Origin of the sequence: Hydrocarboniphaga daqingensis (assembly GCF_900129825.1) — a bacterium.
Lineage (GTDB): Bacteria > Pseudomonadota > Gammaproteobacteria > Nevskiales > Nevskiaceae > Hydrocarboniphaga > Hydrocarboniphaga daqingensis.
In genome coordinates this window covers 71,316-86,444 of record NZ_FQWZ01000002.1, presented here as the reverse complement: position 1 = coordinate 86,444, position 15,129 = coordinate 71,316, and the positions used below count along the sequence as shown (strand labels likewise).

The 15,129-nt window shown below is 66.4% G+C and carries 16 protein-coding genes; 9 read left to right on the top strand and 7 right to left on the bottom strand.

Translation table 11 applies throughout. The annotated features are described in order from the left end of the window. The first annotated feature begins 16 nt into the window (after nt 1–16). A complete protein-coding gene (locus tag BUB09_RS03470; protein ID WP_175550101.1) occupies nt 17–1,264 on the top strand; it encodes a class I SAM-dependent methyltransferase in 1,248 nt (415 codons plus the stop codon). Beyond that, nucleotides 1,167–1,880 (top strand): orotidine-5'-phosphate decarboxylase, encoded by a 714-nt coding sequence (pyrF, locus tag BUB09_RS03465; RefSeq protein WP_072894282.1) that lies wholly within the window; start codon nt 1,167–1,169, stop codon nt 1,878–1,880. The genes BUB09_RS03470 and pyrF overlap by 98 nt, the downstream gene beginning before the upstream one ends. 27 nt (nt 1,881–1,907) lie before the next feature. Here pyrF and BUB09_RS03460 read toward each other — a convergent pair whose 3' ends face one another. Beyond that, a complete protein-coding gene (locus tag BUB09_RS03460; protein WP_072894280.1) occupies nt 1,908–2,630 on the bottom strand; it encodes a queuosine precursor transporter in 723 nt (240 codons plus the stop codon). Between the two features lie 229 nt (nt 2,631–2,859). Between BUB09_RS03460 and BUB09_RS03455 the strand changes: the two genes are divergently transcribed. From BUB09_RS03455 to BUB09_RS03440, 4 genes are all read left to right on the top strand, one after another. Next, nucleotides 2,860–4,083 carry a hypothetical protein gene (locus tag BUB09_RS03455; protein WP_072894278.1) on the top strand — a complete coding sequence of 408 codons (1,224 nt, stop codon included), beginning with the start codon at nt 2,860–2,862 and terminating at the stop codon, nt 4,081–4,083. Continuing rightward, nucleotides 4,080–5,138, top strand: a complete 1,059-nt coding sequence (locus BUB09_RS03450; protein ID WP_139250106.1) for a hypothetical protein — start codon at nt 4,080–4,082, stop codon at nt 5,136–5,138. The genes BUB09_RS03455 and BUB09_RS03450 overlap by 4 nt, the downstream gene beginning before the upstream one ends. Next, the gene (locus tag BUB09_RS03445) at nt 5,135–5,758 is read left to right on the top strand and encodes a glycoside hydrolase family 19 protein (RefSeq protein WP_139250105.1); all 624 of its coding nucleotides are present in this window, start codon (nt 5,135–5,137) and stop codon (nt 5,756–5,758) included. The genes BUB09_RS03450 and BUB09_RS03445 overlap by 4 nt, the downstream gene beginning before the upstream one ends. A gap of 93 nt (nt 5,759–5,851) precedes the next feature. Further along, on the top strand, nt 5,852–6,502 hold the full coding sequence (locus BUB09_RS03440; RefSeq protein ID WP_072894272.1) for a DUF2799 domain-containing protein: 651 nt from the start codon (nt 5,852–5,854) through the stop codon (nt 6,500–6,502). 161 nt (nt 6,503–6,663) lie between these two features. Here BUB09_RS03440 and BUB09_RS03435 read toward each other — a convergent pair whose 3' ends face one another. The 5 genes from BUB09_RS03435 to BUB09_RS03415 form a co-directional block, all read right to left on the bottom strand. Continuing rightward, nucleotides 6,664–8,091 carry an NAD(P)(+) transhydrogenase (Re/Si-specific) subunit beta gene (locus BUB09_RS03435; RefSeq protein WP_072894271.1) on the bottom strand — a complete coding sequence of 476 codons (1,428 nt, stop codon included), beginning with the start codon at nt 8,089–8,091 and terminating at the stop codon, nt 6,664–6,666. A 15-nt stretch (nt 8,092–8,106) separates the two neighbouring features. Continuing rightward, nucleotides 8,107–8,394 (bottom strand): NAD(P) transhydrogenase subunit alpha part 2, encoded by a 288-nt coding sequence (locus BUB09_RS03430; RefSeq protein WP_072894270.1) that lies wholly within the window; start codon nt 8,392–8,394, stop codon nt 8,107–8,109. Between the two features lie 15 nt (nt 8,395–8,409). Then, nucleotides 8,410–9,534 (bottom strand): NAD(P) transhydrogenase subunit alpha, encoded by a 1,125-nt coding sequence (locus BUB09_RS03425; RefSeq protein WP_072894269.1) that lies wholly within the window; start codon nt 9,532–9,534, stop codon nt 8,410–8,412. Between the two features lie 203 nt (nt 9,535–9,737). Continuing rightward, nucleotides 9,738–10,154, bottom strand: coding sequence for a large-conductance mechanosensitive channel protein MscL (mscL, locus tag BUB09_RS03420; RefSeq protein WP_072894266.1), 417 nt, complete (start codon nt 10,152–10,154; stop codon nt 9,738–9,740). A 63-nt stretch (nt 10,155–10,217) separates the two neighbouring features. Then, entirely contained in the window at nt 10,218–11,096 is an 879-nt protein-coding gene (locus BUB09_RS03415) for an SDR family oxidoreductase (RefSeq protein ID WP_072894263.1), read from the bottom strand. Nucleotides 11,097–11,186: 90 nt separating this feature from the next. On the opposite strand from BUB09_RS03415, the gene argS reads away from it, so the two are divergent. The 3 genes from argS (at nt 11,187) to BUB09_RS03400 (ending at nt 14,260) form a co-directional block, all read left to right on the top strand. Then, a complete protein-coding gene (gene argS / locus BUB09_RS03410) occupies nt 11,187–12,875 on the top strand; it encodes an arginine--tRNA ligase (RefSeq protein ID WP_072894261.1) in 1,689 nt (562 codons plus the stop codon). Further along, nucleotides 12,876–13,688 carry an SPOR domain-containing protein gene (locus BUB09_RS03405; RefSeq protein ID WP_072894258.1) on the top strand — a complete coding sequence of 271 codons (813 nt, stop codon included), beginning with the start codon at nt 12,876–12,878 and terminating at the stop codon, nt 13,686–13,688. It abuts the gene before it with no gap. A gap of 173 nt (nt 13,689–13,861) precedes the next feature. Beyond that, nucleotides 13,862–14,260, top strand: a complete 399-nt coding sequence (locus tag BUB09_RS03400) for a DUF3192 domain-containing protein (protein WP_072894256.1) — start codon at nt 13,862–13,864, stop codon at nt 14,258–14,260. 30 nt (nt 14,261–14,290) lie between these two features. Here the strand turns inward: BUB09_RS03400 and BUB09_RS03395 are convergent, their stop codons facing one another. Further along, the gene (locus tag BUB09_RS03395) at nt 14,291–15,127 is read right to left on the bottom strand and encodes a M90 family metallopeptidase (protein WP_072894254.1); all 837 of its coding nucleotides are present in this window, start codon (nt 15,125–15,127) and stop codon (nt 14,291–14,293) included. Nucleotides 15,128–15,129: the final 2 nt, after the last annotated feature.

Genomic DNA, 15,129 nt, shown 5'->3' with positions numbered 1-15,129 from the left:
ATCGCATCGTCAATCCTTGAGCGACTTGATGCGCTTCCCGCCGTGGTGCGTCGACTTCGTCAGCATCGATCGCGGCACGATCGGAATCCGCGGATGGGCGATTCCCGCAGGTCGGCGCTCCGGGCCCACGTCGTTCTCAATCAATGGCCGGCCGTTCGATAGCACGACTTATCCGATCGGGCGCCCCGATATCGGCGACCTGTTCTGGTTCGCTGACGATGCCCGGCTATCGGGCTTCCTGTGCCGCAGCCGCATTCTGGAGTCGGACCGCGACGAATACCGGTTCGACTATCTCGACCTGCAGACGGGCAAGCCGTTCTACGACTTGCATGCCTACTACCACACGACCGCGCCGGACCGCTTTCCGCTCCCCGAGCCGTTTCGCCGTGCGCGAGTCCACGGTGGCAGCGACGAGGGCGCGTTTCGGCTTGAAGGTTTGTCGACCTACAAGAAGTTCGAAGCGATCCTGCAGCAGCAGTTCGGGCGTCGCTACACCGATTTCCCGGCCATCCTCGACTGGGGCTGCGGGTGTTCGCGCGTACTTCGTCATTTCAAGCCGGATCCAATGCAAACCGTCACCGGCATCGACATCGATGCCGACAACGTGGCCTGGTGTGCAGCGAACATCCCGTTCGGCCGCTTTCACCACATCGATCTGATGCCGCCGACTCCGCTTGCCGATGCCTCCTTCGATCTGATGATCGGCGTATCGGTATTCACCCATCTGAGCGAGGCCGACCAGAACTTATGGCTCCGGGAACTGGCCCGCATTGCAAAGCCGAGCGCGATCTTGCTGATGACCACGCACGGTGCGTTCACGATTTGCCGGTCGGGTCAGTCGGAAGCGGCGTTCGCCACCTGGGTCCAGTCCGGCTTCATGGACGGTGGCGGCAACCACGATCTCGCCCATCAGATCAAAAACAGCGCCGACTACTACCGCAACGTGTTCCACACCGAAAAGTACATCAACAAAACTGGAGCCGGTACTTCAACGTCATGGCGATCGTGCCGGGCGTCGTCGGCAACCATCAGGACGTCGTCGTCCTGCAGAAGCAGTAGCGGTTGCGGCGCGAAACTCGGGTGCACGGCTCCGCCGAACACGAGCGACGCCCTGAGGTGCCGTGCGAACATAGGCGCCCCGATTCCGCCGCCGATGCCCCGATCTCATGACCCGCGCCCAGATTCCCGCCCAAGACCGCCTGATCGTCGCGCTCGACGTTCCCGATGCCGATGCGGCGCGGGCGATGGTCGGGCAGTTGGGTGAGGCGGTCAGCTTCTACAAGATCGGCATGGAGCTGTGCATGGCGCCGGGCTTCTTCGAGCTGCTCGACTGGCTCAAGCAGTCGCAGCGCAAAAAGGTGTTCGTCGATCTGAAGTTCTTCGACATTCCGGAAACGGTGGCGCGCGCGGTGCGCAATCTGGCCGAGCGTGGCGCCGACTTCTGCACGATCCACGGCAACCAGTCGATCATGCAGGCGGCGGCGGCGGCCAAGACCGGCGATACCAAGGTGCTGGCGGTGACGGCGCTGACCAGCCTCGATCAAGGCGATCTCGACGATCTGGGCTTTGCCTGCGACATCCCCACACTGGTGCTGTCGCGTGCGCGACGCGCATTGCAGGCCGGTTGCGACGGCGTGGTGTCGTCGGGGCTCGAAGTCGAGCGGCTGCGGCTCGAAGCGCCACGTGAGCTGATCTGCGTGACGCCCGGCATCCGCCCGGTCGAAAACCGCGTCGTCGCCGATCAGAAGCGGGTGATGACGCCGGCCGCCGCGATCAAGGCCGGCGCCGATTATCTGGTCGTCGGGCGCCCGATCCGCGATGCGGCCGATCCACGTGCGATGGCGCTGGCCGTGCAGGCCGAGATCGCGGCCGCGCTGTAGCGGCGCGGCGCGCGGTCGCGTGCCGGCTCAGGCGGCGCTGCGGCGCTCGCCCTCGTCCTTCAGCGAGAACGGGTTGAAGCTGGTGTCGACGTCGAAGGTGTCGACGCCCTCGACGCGCTTCAAGCGATTGACGACGGCGTAGGTGACCGGCGTGAACACGATCTCGACCAGCACCTTGAACACGAAGTTGAACAGGATCGCGCTGACCAGAGCCTTGGTGGTCCAAATGCCGAGAAAGCTGATCGGGTAGAACAACGCCGAGTCGGCGAATTGGCCCACCATCGTCGAGCCGATCGTTCGCGACCACAGGTGCTTGCCCTGGGTCCAGACCTTCATCTTGGCCATCACGATCGAGTTCAGAAAGTCGCCGACCCAGTATGCGACGATGCTGCCGGCGACGATGCGCCAGGTGTTGCCGAACACCGTCTCCAGCGCCGGCTGCAGCACGCGGTTGTAGGGGTCGTCGGCCACCGGCATCGCCAGCACGACATAGGTCATCACCGTGGCGAAGATCATCGCGGCAAAGCCGGCCCAGATCGCGCGCCGTGCACGTGCAAAGCCGTAGACCTCGGTCAGCACGTCGCCAAAGATGTAGCCGATCGGAAAGAACAGGTTGCCGGCCGAAAACGCCATCGTGCCGATCAGCGGAAAGTCGAATTCGCAGACTTTGCCCGGGCCGATCAGGTTGGAACACAGCAACACGGCGACGACGCCGCCGACGAAGAAGTCGTAGTAGCGAAAGCTCTGCATGGGGACGGCGCTCCGGGCGGGTCTTTGAGCAAACTGTGAACGGGGCCACATTTTCCGCGTTTATGCGGTTGTGCGGCGGTTTGGCGGCGCGCAGCCTCGACCGGTCGACAAGACAGGGAGCGGGGCATGAAGCGCCAGGGTTCGGGGCTTTGCAATATTGCAGCCCGCGGCGGCGGCTCGATAGGGTTCGAGCGCGATTTGTTTGGCTATTGCGGCGTCCGCTGCTGACATGTCGGACCGCGCCGGTGCCAGCCGCTTCGGCAGCAACACGCGCATCGTGGCCGTGCTGGCGGCTATGGCCCCGGTGGTCGCCGGCATCTACCAGCAAAGCCAGCAGGAGCGGCAGCGTGACGAGCAGCGCCATGCCGAGCAGCAGGCGCTGAAGGAAAGTCGCGCGGCGCGCGACAAAGAAGCGTCCGAACGCCAGCGCGCGCTCAGCGTCCAGGCCGACGAGTCCACGGCAGCGGCGCTGCAGAAGGCGCTGGTTGTCGCCCAGCCGCAGGAGCGATGGGTCGGGAGCCAGCGCGTGGTGACCGAGCACGAGTTCTGCACGCGCTTGATGTTCGCCGCCTCGCAACTGGTCAATCAGTCGGTGACGGATCGGACGCGCGCGATCCTGTATGCGGCGATGCGCTTGCGTCGCAGCGACGACGAGCAGCTGCGCGTGTGCCAGTGCTCGTCACCGGCGCGCATCGACGACTGGTTCGGTGAGCTGGAGCAGATGATGCCCTCGCAACAGGAGCCAGCGCCCAAGCGGCTTTCGGCCGCCGTTCGCTATGCAAGAGACGAATGCAAAACGGCGGCCGCGACGCCGGGCGCCGGCGCCTCGCCTGCTGATCTTGCGCAGCTGCGCGCGCAGCTAGCCAAGGCGCAAACCGATCTCGATGCGCTGCGTCGGCGTGTGAGCGCCGAGTTGCCGGAGGTCGCGGCAGCGGCGCCTCGCGGTCCCAGTGCGGCGCCAAAGCCGCGAGACGGCGTGCCGGCATCCGGTCCTGCGCCGGTCGCCGCAGTACCCGCAGCACCTACCGCGCCACCACCGGCTATGCCCGCATCCGCGCCGGCCTCGGCGCCACCGGCCTGCACGATCGGCCGTCCTGCGCAGGGCACGCCGCGCATCCGGGTGTTCATTCAAGTGCCTCAGGCCGACGACATCGCCGACGCCGAAGTGCTGCGCGCTGCGCTGAATGCGCAGCCGCCGTTCAAGTCGCCCGGCATCGAGACGGTGGGCGCGTCGCGCTCGCCGCGACGTCTGGAGATTCGCTACACCTACCCGGCCGATCTGCCGGCAGCCGAGTTGATGCAGCAGGCGCTCGTATCGGGGCGCTGCGGTGGCGGCAGCGCGGCAGCCGATGTTCGGCTGGCGTATCAGCCGCGCTTTCAAGGCCGTGTCGACACCGGCGTGATCGAAGTCTGGTGGCCGGCACCGACGCTCGCTGCCCGGAGCCCGCGATGATCCTGCAGCTGCTCAATGTGTTGATCGGCCTGACGCTGATCTATCTGATTTTCAGCACGATCGCATCGGCGCTATTCGAGCTGCTGGAGGGGCTGATCCGTCAGCGCGGCAAACTGCTCGCACGCGGCATCAAGGAGATCCTCCGGCACCGGTCGCCGGATGTGGCCGCCGACCTGCGTCGCTTCTACGAACATCCGCTGATCAACAGCCTGTACGAAGGTGAGTTCTCCGAGCGCGCGCATGCGCTGCCTTCATACATTCCGCCCGAGCATTTCGCGCGCGCGGTGCTGATGCTGGCCGAAGACGCCGACCCCGAGGCCGCGACGACCGATCCGTTCGTCCAGCTGCGTGCGTTTGCGCAGCGGCTGGTCGGCCAGCGTCCGGTGGCCGAAGGCGAGAGCCAGGTGCAAGCGCTGGAAGCGGCGATCGTGGCGCATTTCAATGCCTCGATGGATCGCGTCGGCGGCTGGTTCGGCCGCTATGCGCGCGCGGTGCTGCTTGGAATCGGCCTGCTGCTGGCCGTCGTGGCCAATGTCGATTCGATCCAGATCGTCAGCAATCTGTCGATGGACCCGCTGCTGGCCGATCGCATCGCCGACAGTGCTGCGCAGTACATCGAGCAGCGATCGGATCAGGTGGCCGCCGACGCTGACGCGCCCGCTGCCGACGCGGCAGCGTCCACCACCGGGACTCAGCTAGACGCCTCGGCCGCCGACGCTGCTGATCCTGCACCGACGGCGCCACCGGAGCACGACCTTCGCAGCGGCGACATCGCCGCTCAGCTGGAGCTGATTCGCGGCAACCGGCAGATCGCCGAATCGCTGGGGCTGCCGCTTGGTTGGCAGGCCAGCGAGTTCCAGCGCTGTTTCGGCCGCGAGGCTTCGATCGGCGTGACGTTGAAGAAACTCGTAGGCCTGCTGCTGACGGCGCTGGCGCTGTCGTCGGGCGCCTCGTTCTGGTTTGAGCTGCTCAACCAATTGGTGAAGCTGCGCACCAGCCTGAAGCCGCCGCCCAAAGAGCCCGCTGCCGCAGAAGCCGACACGCCGAAGATTTGATCCCCTTCAATCCGTCGCCCGAGATCCTCGCCATGGCCTACGTCGTCACTGCTGCGCACCTCGCTGCCATCGCCGGCAAAAAAGTCACCCCGCTGATGGAGCGGCTGGCACCGTGGCTCAACACCACCTGCGGTGGCTATGGCATCGATACGCCGCAGGAATATGCGCATTTTCTGGCGCAGGCCTGCCACGAGACCGACCACTTCAACGTGCTGCGCGAATATGCGTCGGGGCGCGCCTACGAGGGCCGTGCTGACCTCGGCAACACGCAAGCAGGCGACGGCGTGCGCTTCAAGGGCCGGGGCATCTTCCAGACCACCGGACGCGCCAACTATCTGCAGCTGGGCATCAAGAAGGGCCGCCGCGATCTGTTCGTCAACAACCCCGAGCTGCTGGAGCAGGCCGAGTACGCGGTCTGGAGCGCCTGCGAATACTGGGCAACGCGACATCTCAACGACATCGCCAATCACGCCGACCAAGATCGCTTGAAGAAGAAATACCGCGGCGCGGTCATCGACGTGTCGCCGGTGGAGTTCATCAGCTTGAGCGTCAACGGCGGCTACAACGGCATGGACGAGCGCAAGCGCTTCTACGCCAAGGCGCAGCAGGTGCTGGTGTAAGCGTGGGGCCAGCGTCCGACTGAGGCAGACCTGTCGCGCGTCGGCCGGTGTTTCGCGCACCATGGGCGACCCTCGACACGGACCTCAATCGACATGAAACCGCTCGTGGCCGTCGCCACGTCGACGTTGCTGGCACTGAGCGGCGTCATTGCCTGTGCACCGCTGAGCAAGGACCAGTGCCAAGCCGCCAATTGGCAGCAGATCGGCTATCAGAACGGCTTGAAAGGCCGCGACGCGGCGCGCTTTGAAGAAGAACGCCGCGCTTGTGCCGAGCATGGCTTGGGCGCCGATGCGACGGGCTGGAAGCTCGGCTATGCGCAGGGGCTGGGCTTGTACTGCCGGCCGGAGCACGGCTACGACATCGGCCGACGCGGCGAGTCCTACGGTGACGTCTGCCCGCCGGACCTCGATGCGCAGTTTCGCCCGGCCTACGAGGACGGCCGCCAGATCGCGGCGATCGTCAGCGCACTCGACCAGCGCCGCACGCAGCGCAACGATATCGCGCAGCGGCTGGCCGAGGACGACCGCCGCGCGCGTGACTACGTCGAGCAGATCCGCGAAGGGCGCAAGCCGCCGCCCGAGCCGCCGCAGTTGCTGGACAAGCGCGAGCGCCGCGAACTGGAAAACGTATTGCGTCAGCTGTCGCGTGAGTTCGCTGCGATTCGTGAGGATTTCGAGCGGCGCGACAGCGAGCTGAGCGCGCGCTATGCGGTGCCGGTGATGGCCTACGACGCCGATCGCTAGGTCGGCTGGGCCTGTCACGGGACCGTCGCCGCTGACGCGGCGGCTCGACCGATGGTCTTGGTTCCGGATGCGTTGATGCGGCGCACCGGCGTTCTACAGGCCTCAACGCAAGAAGCCGCCTTGCGGCGGCTTCTTGCGTGCAGCATCAGCTGTACTGACCGTTAGTGGCCGCCGCCGTCGAGCGACTTCACGGCCTGGATCATCTGCACCATCACCTTCTGCGCGTCGCCGTAGACCATGCTGGTGTTGTCGGCGAAGAACAGCTCGTTTTCGACGCCCGAGTAGCCCTTGCCCTGGCCGCGCTTGACGACGTAGACCTGCTTGGCCTGGTCGACGTTGAGGATCGGCATGCCGTAGATCGGGCTGCTCTTGTTGGTGCGCGCCGCCGGGTTCACGGTGTCGTTGGCGCCGATGACGATAGCGACGTCGGCTTCCTTGAACTCGTTATTGATGTCTTCCATGTCGTAGATGATGTCGTACGGCACGCCGGCTTCGGCGAGCAGCACGTTCATGTGGCCGGGCATGCGGCCCGCGACCGGATGGATCGCGAACTTCACTTCCACGCCCTGGTCGGCGATCAGCTTCACGAACTCGAACAGCTTGTGCTGCGCCTGGGCCACGGCCAGGCCGTAGCCCGGCGCGATGATGACCTTGCTGGCGTAACGCATGTTGATGCCCGCGTCGCCGGCGTCGACCGGCTTCATGCTGCCCTTGATCTCGCCCTGCTCTTCGCCGCCGCTGGCGCCGAAGTTGGAGAAGATCACGTTGGCGACCGAGCGGTTCATCGCCTTGGCCATCAGCAGCGTCAGCAGCGTGCCGGCCGAGCCGACCACCATGCCGGCGATCATCAGTGCCGGGTTCTGCAGCACGAAGCCTTCGAAGCCGACCGCCAAGCCAGTGAACGCGTTGTACAGCGAGATCACCACCGGCATGTCGGCGCCGCCGATCGGCATCGTCATCAGCACGCCGAATACCAGGGCCAGGATGAAGAACGCGGCCGTCATCCAGATCGGCGCATGACCGTGGGCAACCAGCGCGATGTACAGGCCCAGCGCCAGCGTGGCGAAGAAGAACGTGCCGTTCATGACCTGCAGGCCGCTGAAGCGCCAGACGCCATTGACGCGGCCGTCGAGCTTGGCCCACGCGATCAGCGAGCCGGACAGCGAGATCGCGCCGATCAGCGAGCCGACGATGGTGACCACCAGCGGCACCAGCGCGTGCTCGGCCGAGGTGCGGAACAGCTCGACCGCGCCGATGGCCGCGGCGGCGCCGCCGCCCATGCCGTTGTACAGCGCCACCATTTGCGGCATCGCGGTCATTTCGACCTTCTTGCCGCTGGTCCAAGCCCAGCCCAGGCCGATGATCAGCGCCACGGCGCCAAGGCCGGCGTTGACCATCAAGTGCGGCTTGGCCGCTTCGTTGACGCTGAAGACGTACAGAAAGCTGGCGACGACGGCGATCAGCATGCCAAGGCCCGCGACGCGGATGCCCGAGGCCGCCGTGACCGGCGAGCTCATGCGCTTGAGGCCGTAGATGAACAGGAACGCAGCAGCCAAAAAGCTGGCGTCGATGATGAGAGTCGGGTTCATGGTCGGTCTGGCGCCTTACTTCTTGTCCGAGGACTTGAACATCTGCAGCATCCGCTCGGTCACCACGTAACCGCCGGCGGCATTGCCCGCACCCAGCAGCACGCCGGCAAAGCCGATGACCTGCTCGGTGACGCTGGTGGCATTGAGCAACGCGAACAGCGCGCCGACGACGACGATGCCGTGCACGAAGTTGCTGCCCGACATCAGCGGGGTATGCAGGATGGACGGCACGCGGCCGATGATCTCGTAGCCGGTGAAGGCCGCGAGCATGAAGATGTACAGCGCAATGAATCCGGTCAGCATGTCATGCGTCCCCTGTTAGGCCTCAACCGCTTTCTTGGCCGCTTCGTTCTTGATCTCGCCGGCATGCGTCAGCGCCGACTTGGCCAGCACTTCGTCGTTCCAGTCGATGCTGATCGCCTTGTCCTTGATGAACAGTTCCATCAGGTTGTACTGGTTCTTCGCGTACAGCTCCGAGGCATGTTCGCCCAGCAGCGATGGCACGTTCAGCGGCGCCACGATCGTCACCTGACCGGCGCTGACGGTTTCGCCCGGCACCGTGTATTCGGTGTTGCCACCGCCTTCCGCCGCAAGGTCGATGATCACCGCGCCCGACTTCATGCCGTCGATCTGCGCCTTGTTGATCAGCTTGGGTGACGGCCGGCCGGGAATCGCGGCCGTGGTGATGATGATGTCGGCCGCCTGGATGTGCTTGGTGACGACCGAGGCGATCTTGTCTTTTTCTTCCTGCGTCAGCTCACGGGCATAGCCGCCGGCGCCGCGCGCGTCGACGCCGGTGTCGATGAACTTGGCGCCCAGCGATTCGACCTGCTCCTTCACTTCCGGACGCACGTCATAGCCTTCGACCTTGGCGCCGATGCGGCGCGCGGTGGCGATCGCCGACAAGCCGGCCACGCCCACGCCCATCACCAGCACCGTGCCCGGACGGATCGAGCCGGTGGCGAACGTGGTCATCGGCATCATGCGGGCGATGCTGGTGGCGCCGAGCAGCGCGCCGTAATAACCGGCCAACGCCGCCTGCGACGACAGGGCGTCCATCGCCTGGGCGCGCGTGATGCGCGGCACCAGCTCCATCGCGAACGTGGTGATCTTCTTGTCGCGCAGCAGCTTGGTCAGCTCGACTTCCTTGTGCGCGTAGATGAACGAAATCAGGATCGCGCCTTCTTTCATCGCGTTGACGACGTCCAGCGACGGCGGCTGCACCGACACGACGATGTCGGCATCACTGACCAAGCCCTGCGGGTTGGCGGCGAACGTGACGTTTTTGAACGCCGTGTCCGGCAGCTTCACCGCCAGACCTGCTTCCGACTGCATGTGCAGTTCCGCGCCCAGCTTGGCGAGCTTGTCGGCGACGGCCGGAACCAGGGCCACGCGACGCTCGTTGGGACGGGTCTCCTTCAGCACGGCAATTTTGACCGGCATTTACTTGTGCTCCCTGACGCTGACTTGAGAAAAAGCGCAGATCGCCACGGCGGGCGACCTGTCGTCCACGGCCAACGGCGCCGCCGGAACGACAAACGGCGGCAAGTCTAGCCGAAGCGTTCGGAGCGCGACATCGTTGGTTTGCGTTGGTTCCGGGCGCCGACCGGCATCGCGGCCGGTCTTGATGGTGCCCGTACGGCGGCTCAGCCCTTGGGCGGGCTCTTGAGCAGGTCGCGGATCTCGGCCAGCAGCTGGATGTCGGCCGGGGTTTCGGGCGGCGGCGGCGTGTCGGCGGCCGGCGGTTCCGGCTGCTTGAGGCTGTTGATCGCCTTGACCAGCGCAAAGATCGCAGCCGCCACGATCGTGAAATCGAAGATCGTCTGGATGAACTTGCCGTAGGCCAGCACGACCGCGGGCTGATCACCGACCGCATCCTTGAGCACGACGCCCAGGTCGCTGAAGTTGACGTTGCCGATCAGCAGGCCCAGCGGCGGCATCACCACGTCGGCCACCAGCGACGAGACGATCTTGCCGAACGCCGCGCCGATGACCACGCCGACCGCCAGGTCGACGACGTTGCCCCGCATCGCAAACTTCTTGAATTCGCCTAGCACACTCATCGCCTTGACTCCTTTTGCAGTGGGTCCGTGTTTGGAATTCCGGTGTGGCTCGCGGGCCGGCGTTCAGTCTGCCGGCAGGCAGCTCGGCAGCCCGGTTGCAAGATCCGGGTAGCGCGGCATCACGCCCAGTTCGTTGCGCATCCGCGAGGTCAGCAGGCGCTTGGATTCCTCCAGGAACGATAGCATCGCCGGCGTGAAGGTCTGCCGCGCTTGCGCCAGGCTGACGCGCGGCGGCTCGGGCAAGCCCAGCAGCGCAGCGCAGCGGCAGAAGTAGTCGGTCATCGTCGTCGGCGAGCCGTCACTGACGTTGTAGGCCTCGCCCGGCTGGCCGCACTCGGCAGCGGCGATCGCCGTGCGCGCCAGATCGTCGGCGTGGATACGGTTGGTCGTTGGCGATTCGCTTTCGATGATCACCGGCAGCCCGGCGCGCAAGCGGTCCACTGGCAGCCGGCCGGGGCCGTAGATACCCGGCACGCGCAGCGTGATGACCTCGGTGCCGTGACGGTCGGCGTGGTCGGCCAGCGCGCGCTCGGCATCGAGCCGGCGCTTGCCGCGCGCGGTTTGCGGCTTGAGCGGTTCGCTCTCGTCGATCCAGCGGTTGTCGCAATCGCCATAAACGCCCGAGGTGCTGATGTAGACCAGACGTCGCGGCCGATGCTGCGCCAGCCATTGGCGCAGCCGCGGATCGCCGTCCCCGCTCGGTGGTGGCGGCGCGAACCAGAACACCAGCTCGTGCGCTTCGCTGATCTCGCCGGCGGGCGCGTCCAGATCGGTCAGCAGCGGCCGGATGCCGGCGGCGGTCAGCGCGTGCGCGCTGTCGGCGCTGCGCACTTGGCCGTGTACCGCGATGCCGCGCGCGAGCAGCCGCTGGCCGACGCGCAGGCCGATGTCGCCGCAGCCGACGATCAGGCAGGGCGATGAGGTGTCGAGTCCGGGTTTCATCGGCCGATGCTAGCGCAGCCGCTGCGATCAGCATGGGGGCGTGGCCACGGTACACTGACGCTCTTTCGAGCATTCCCGCGGTTTTTGACGATGAAATCCCATTTGCAGACGCTGGTCACCGCCGCTGCCGCGGCGCTGATCAAAGAGGCCGGCGCCGATATCGCCGTGCCGTCGACGGTCCAGATCGACGCCACCAAGGACCCCAAGCACGGCGACTTCGCCAGCAATCTGGCGCTGGTACTGGCCAAGCCGCTGGGCCGCCCGCCGCGGGCCGTGGCCGAAGCGCTGGTGCGGCTGTTGCCGCCGTCGCGTCGCGTGGCCAAGGTCGAGCTGGCCGGGCCGGGGTTCATCAACTTCTTCCTGGCGGCCGACGCATTCCAGGCCGTCGTCGCCGACATCCTCGCCAGCGGCGTGGCCTATGGCCGCGACGATTCTCGCCAGCGCGGCAAGCTGATGGTCGAATTCGTGTCGGCCAATCCGACCGGACCGCTGCATGTCGGTCACGGGCGCGGCGCCGCAGTCGGCGACTGCCTGGCGCGGCTTTATGAAGCAGCCGGCTGGGACGTGACGCGCGAGTTCTACTACAACGATGCCGGCGCGCAGATCGGCAACCTCGGCATCTCGGTGCAGGCGCGGATCAAGGGTATTTCCACCGACGACCTGGCCTGGCCTGAGAACGGCTATCGCGGCGACTACATCGTCGACGTCGCCCGGGCCTACATGGCCGGCGAAACCGTGGTCGCCGACGACCGCTCGATCACCGGTGCTGCCGATGCCGACGATCTGGATGCGATCCGCGACTTCGCGGTGGCCTATCTGCGCCGCGAACAGGACGCCGACCTGAAGGCCTTCGGCGTCGGCTTCGACGTGTATTCGCTGGAATCGGCGCTGTACACCGACGGCCGCGTCGAGCGCACCGTGGAAGCGCTGGTGGCCTCGGGTCATACCTTCGAGCAGGACGGCGCGTTGTGGCTGCGCACCACTGACTTTGGCGACGACAAGGACCGCGTGATGCGCAAGCGCGAGGGCGGCTACACCTACTTCGTGCCCGACGTCGCCTATCACCACCACAAGTGGGAGCGCGGCTTTGCACGCGTGATCAACGAGCAGGGCTCCGATCACCACGGCACGATCGCGCGCGTTCGCGCCGGCCTGCAGGCGCTCAACGTCGGCATCCCCAAGGGCTGGCCCGACTACGTGCTGCACCAGATGGTCACCGTGATGCGCGGCGGCGAAGAGGTGAAGATCTCCAAGCGCGCCGGTAGTTACGTGACGCTGCGCGACCTGATCGATGAAGTCGGCTGTGATGCGACGCGTTACTTCCTGACCGCGCGCAAGAGCGATTCGCACCTGGTGTTCGACGTCGACCTGGCGCGCTCCAAGAGCGATGAAAACCCGGTCTATTACATCCAGTACGCGCATGCGCGGATCTGCTCGGTGCTGCGCCAGGCGGCCGAGCGCGGTCTGGCGTTTGACGCGGCCGCCAGCGCCGACGTGCTGCACCGCCTGGTCGAGACGCAGGAAAAGAACCTGCTGGTGCACTTGGGCAAGTACCCCGAGATGGTCGCCACCGCCGCCGAGCAGTCGGCGCCGCACAGCGTCGCGTTCTATTTGCGCGACCTCGCCGACCTGCTGCACAGCTACTACAACGCGCACAAGTTCCTGTTGCCCGACGACCCCGAGCTGAGCCGCGCGCGGCTGGCGCTGATCGTCGCCACGCGCCAGGTGATCCAGAACGGCTTGGCGCTGATCGGCGTGTCGGCACCGGAGACGATGTAGGTGGCAACACGCGACTACGCGGCGCGCAATCCGCGCGGCGGCTCCGGCGGTCGCCGGCCGCCGGCGAAGAAGAAGTCGTCGCTGGTCCCGGGTTGGGGCATGTTGCTGCTGGGCTTGTCGATCGGCGTGCTGATCACGGTGTTCGTCTACGTGTCGCGGCCGACGCAGGAGCCGCTGCGCGGCACGTCGGCGGCCAGCGACCGGCCGCGCGCTGCGGGCAAGAACGCGCGCAAGGGCGAGTCGGAGCCGGCCGAGGTTGCCGACGCCGAAGACACGCGCAGCGGCAAGCCGGCGCTGCGCGCCGCGCAGCCTGGCGCCAAGGGTCAGGCCGACGCGGACGGCCGCGTGCAGGTGCCGCCGAAGGAAAAATCCCGCTTCACGTTCTATGAGTTGCTGCCGAGCCAGGAAGTGCTGGTGCCCAGCCAGCCGGCCGGCAAGGCCACGCCGCCGCCGCCGTTGCCGGCGTCGACGACACCGTCCGAGCAAGTGGCCAAGGCCTTCGCCAATACGCCGGGCACCGACCCGTCGATGGTGCCCGCTTCGGCGCCGCCGACCACGGCGCCGAGTGCCGCCACGACCGGCGCGTTCATCATCCAGGTCGCCTCCTATCGCGGCCAGGCCGAGGCCGAGAAGCAGAAGGCCGCGCTGGCGCTGGCCGGCCTGGAATCGCGGATCGAGAAAGTGACGATCGACAATCGCGACACCTATTACCGCGTCCGCATCGGTCCGCTGCGCGACGAGAACCAGGCGCGCAGCACGCTGGCGCAGCTGGAGTCGAGCGGTATCAAGGCGATCATGGTCAAGGTCAACTGACGGCTACGGCGATTGCGGGTCGGCATTGCCGCCAACAGTTGGTTCAATTGGCTAAGTGCTTGCCGTCAAGAGATCACAAGTCATTGATTCATATGGCCTGAGCCTGTGGCATGGCTCATGCTCCCCTGCCGACACGGTGCGCCAGTCCGCGCCGGATTCCACCAGGAGATTCCATGAAGCAAACCGGTTTGCAGACCCCGCTGCGCGCGGCCTTGTGCTTGGCGCTGGCGACCAGCCTCAGCGGTTGCGTGTTCGCCATCGGCGCCGACAGCGACGAGTTCAATCACAACAAGAAGAGCGACCACACGCGCACTGAAGAGCGCAATCGCAGCATGATCGGCCGGCTGCCTCTGGGCAGCGATGTCGCCGAAGTGCAGACCCAACTCGGCAACCCGGACTTCGTCGAAGCGCTGCGCGGCAAGAGCGGCGAATACCGGATTCTTCGCTACCGCACCCAGCATCTGCATTCGGACGGCGACACCACGCGCGACGAAACCACGCCGCTGGTGTTCGTCAACGGCAAGCTGATCGGCATCGGCGAAGCGGCGTACGCCAAGGCCGTTGCGGACTGAATGGGCCCCGCGCGGTGACGGCGCTGGCGTTTACGGCGCCGTCACCGGCAGCTGGCGCGTGTCGAAGCCAAAGGTGTCTCGCAGCAGCGCGTACAGCGCTGGATGGTGTTCGGCCAATTCGTCGCCGCGCTGGATGAACGCTTCCACGACCACGCCGAAGAACTCGGCCGGGCTCTCGGCGCCGTAAGGGTCGAGCACGCGCGGCCGGCGCTGGCGTTGCAGCCGCGCATACTCCTGCTGCATGACGCTCGACCAGCGCGTGTAGTCCGGCAGGTCGGGCGCGCCTTCGGCGGTCAGCGATTCGTCATCGAGCTGGTGAGCAAACTCGTGGACGACAACGTTGACCTCGTCGCCGTCCAGCGCCGCTTGCACGTCGCGCCACGACAGCACGACGCGATCGCCCTGCCAGGACTCGCCAATCCGTTCGACCGGCTCGTCCGGCACCAAGCCGTACTCGTCGGGTTCGGTCACCGGGACCAGAAATGCATCCGGATACACCAAGATCTGCTTGACCGCCGGGTACAGGCCGTTGCGCGTCGCCTGCGGTTGCAGCACCAGCAGGCAGGCGTAGCCGGCGATTGCCAGGCGCATCTCGTCGGTGACCTCCAGGCCGTCACAACCGACGAAGCGCTTGCTGCGCAAGAACAGCGCAACCTGTCGGGCATGGACTTGGCGCAGCGGCGCCGGAAACGATGCCAGCAGCGGCAGCAGCGCCGTCAGTCGCGACGCCAGATCACCGATGTCGGTCGCGGTGCCGTCGGCGGCGGTCGCGCGTCGATTGGCGAGCCGCTGCAGCGTCATCAGCGGGCCGACGATCAGCGCCACGGCGACGACCACCGCCAGCGCCGCCCAGGCAGCCGGGCTCATCG

Coding starts and splice junctions, on each gene's coding strand:
- mscL (WP_072894266.1), bottom strand. CDS start 10,154: ATGAGTGTGCTAGGCGAATTCAAGAAGTTTGCGATGCGGGGCAACGTC.
- BUB09_RS03435 (WP_072894271.1), bottom strand. CDS start 8,091: ATGAACCCGACTCTCATCATCGACGCCAGCTTTTTGGCTGCTGCGTTC.
- BUB09_RS03400 (WP_072894256.1), top strand. CDS start 13,862: ATGAAGCAAACCGGTTTGCAGACCCCGCTGCGCGCGGCCTTGTGCTTG.
- BUB09_RS03430 (WP_072894270.1), bottom strand. CDS start 8,394: ATGCTGACCGGATTCATTGCGCTGTACATCTTCATGCTCGCGGCCTTC.
- BUB09_RS03450 (WP_139250106.1), top strand. CDS start 4,080: ATGATCCTGCAGCTGCTCAATGTGTTGATCGGCCTGACGCTGATCTAT.
- BUB09_RS03440 (WP_072894272.1), top strand. CDS start 5,852: ATGAAACCGCTCGTGGCCGTCGCCACGTCGACGTTGCTGGCACTGAGC.
- BUB09_RS03455 (WP_072894278.1), top strand. CDS start 2,860: ATGTCGGACCGCGCCGGTGCCAGCCGCTTCGGCAGCAACACGCGCATC.
- pyrF (WP_072894282.1), top strand. CDS start 1,167: ATGACCCGCGCCCAGATTCCCGCCCAAGACCGCCTGATCGTCGCGCTC.
- BUB09_RS03395 (WP_072894254.1), bottom strand. CDS start 15,127: ATGAGCCCGGCTGCCTGGGCGGCGCTGGCGGTGGTCGTCGCCGTGGCG.
- BUB09_RS03415 (WP_072894263.1), bottom strand. CDS start 11,096: ATGAAACCCGGACTCGACACCTCATCGCCCTGCCTGATCGTCGGCTGC.
- BUB09_RS03460 (WP_072894280.1), bottom strand. CDS start 2,630: ATGCAGAGCTTTCGCTACTACGACTTCTTCGTCGGCGGCGTCGTCGCC.
- BUB09_RS03425 (WP_072894269.1), bottom strand. CDS start 9,534: ATGCCGGTCAAAATTGCCGTGCTGAAGGAGACCCGTCCCAACGAGCGT.
- argS (WP_072894261.1), top strand. CDS start 11,187: ATGAAATCCCATTTGCAGACGCTGGTCACCGCCGCTGCCGCGGCGCTG.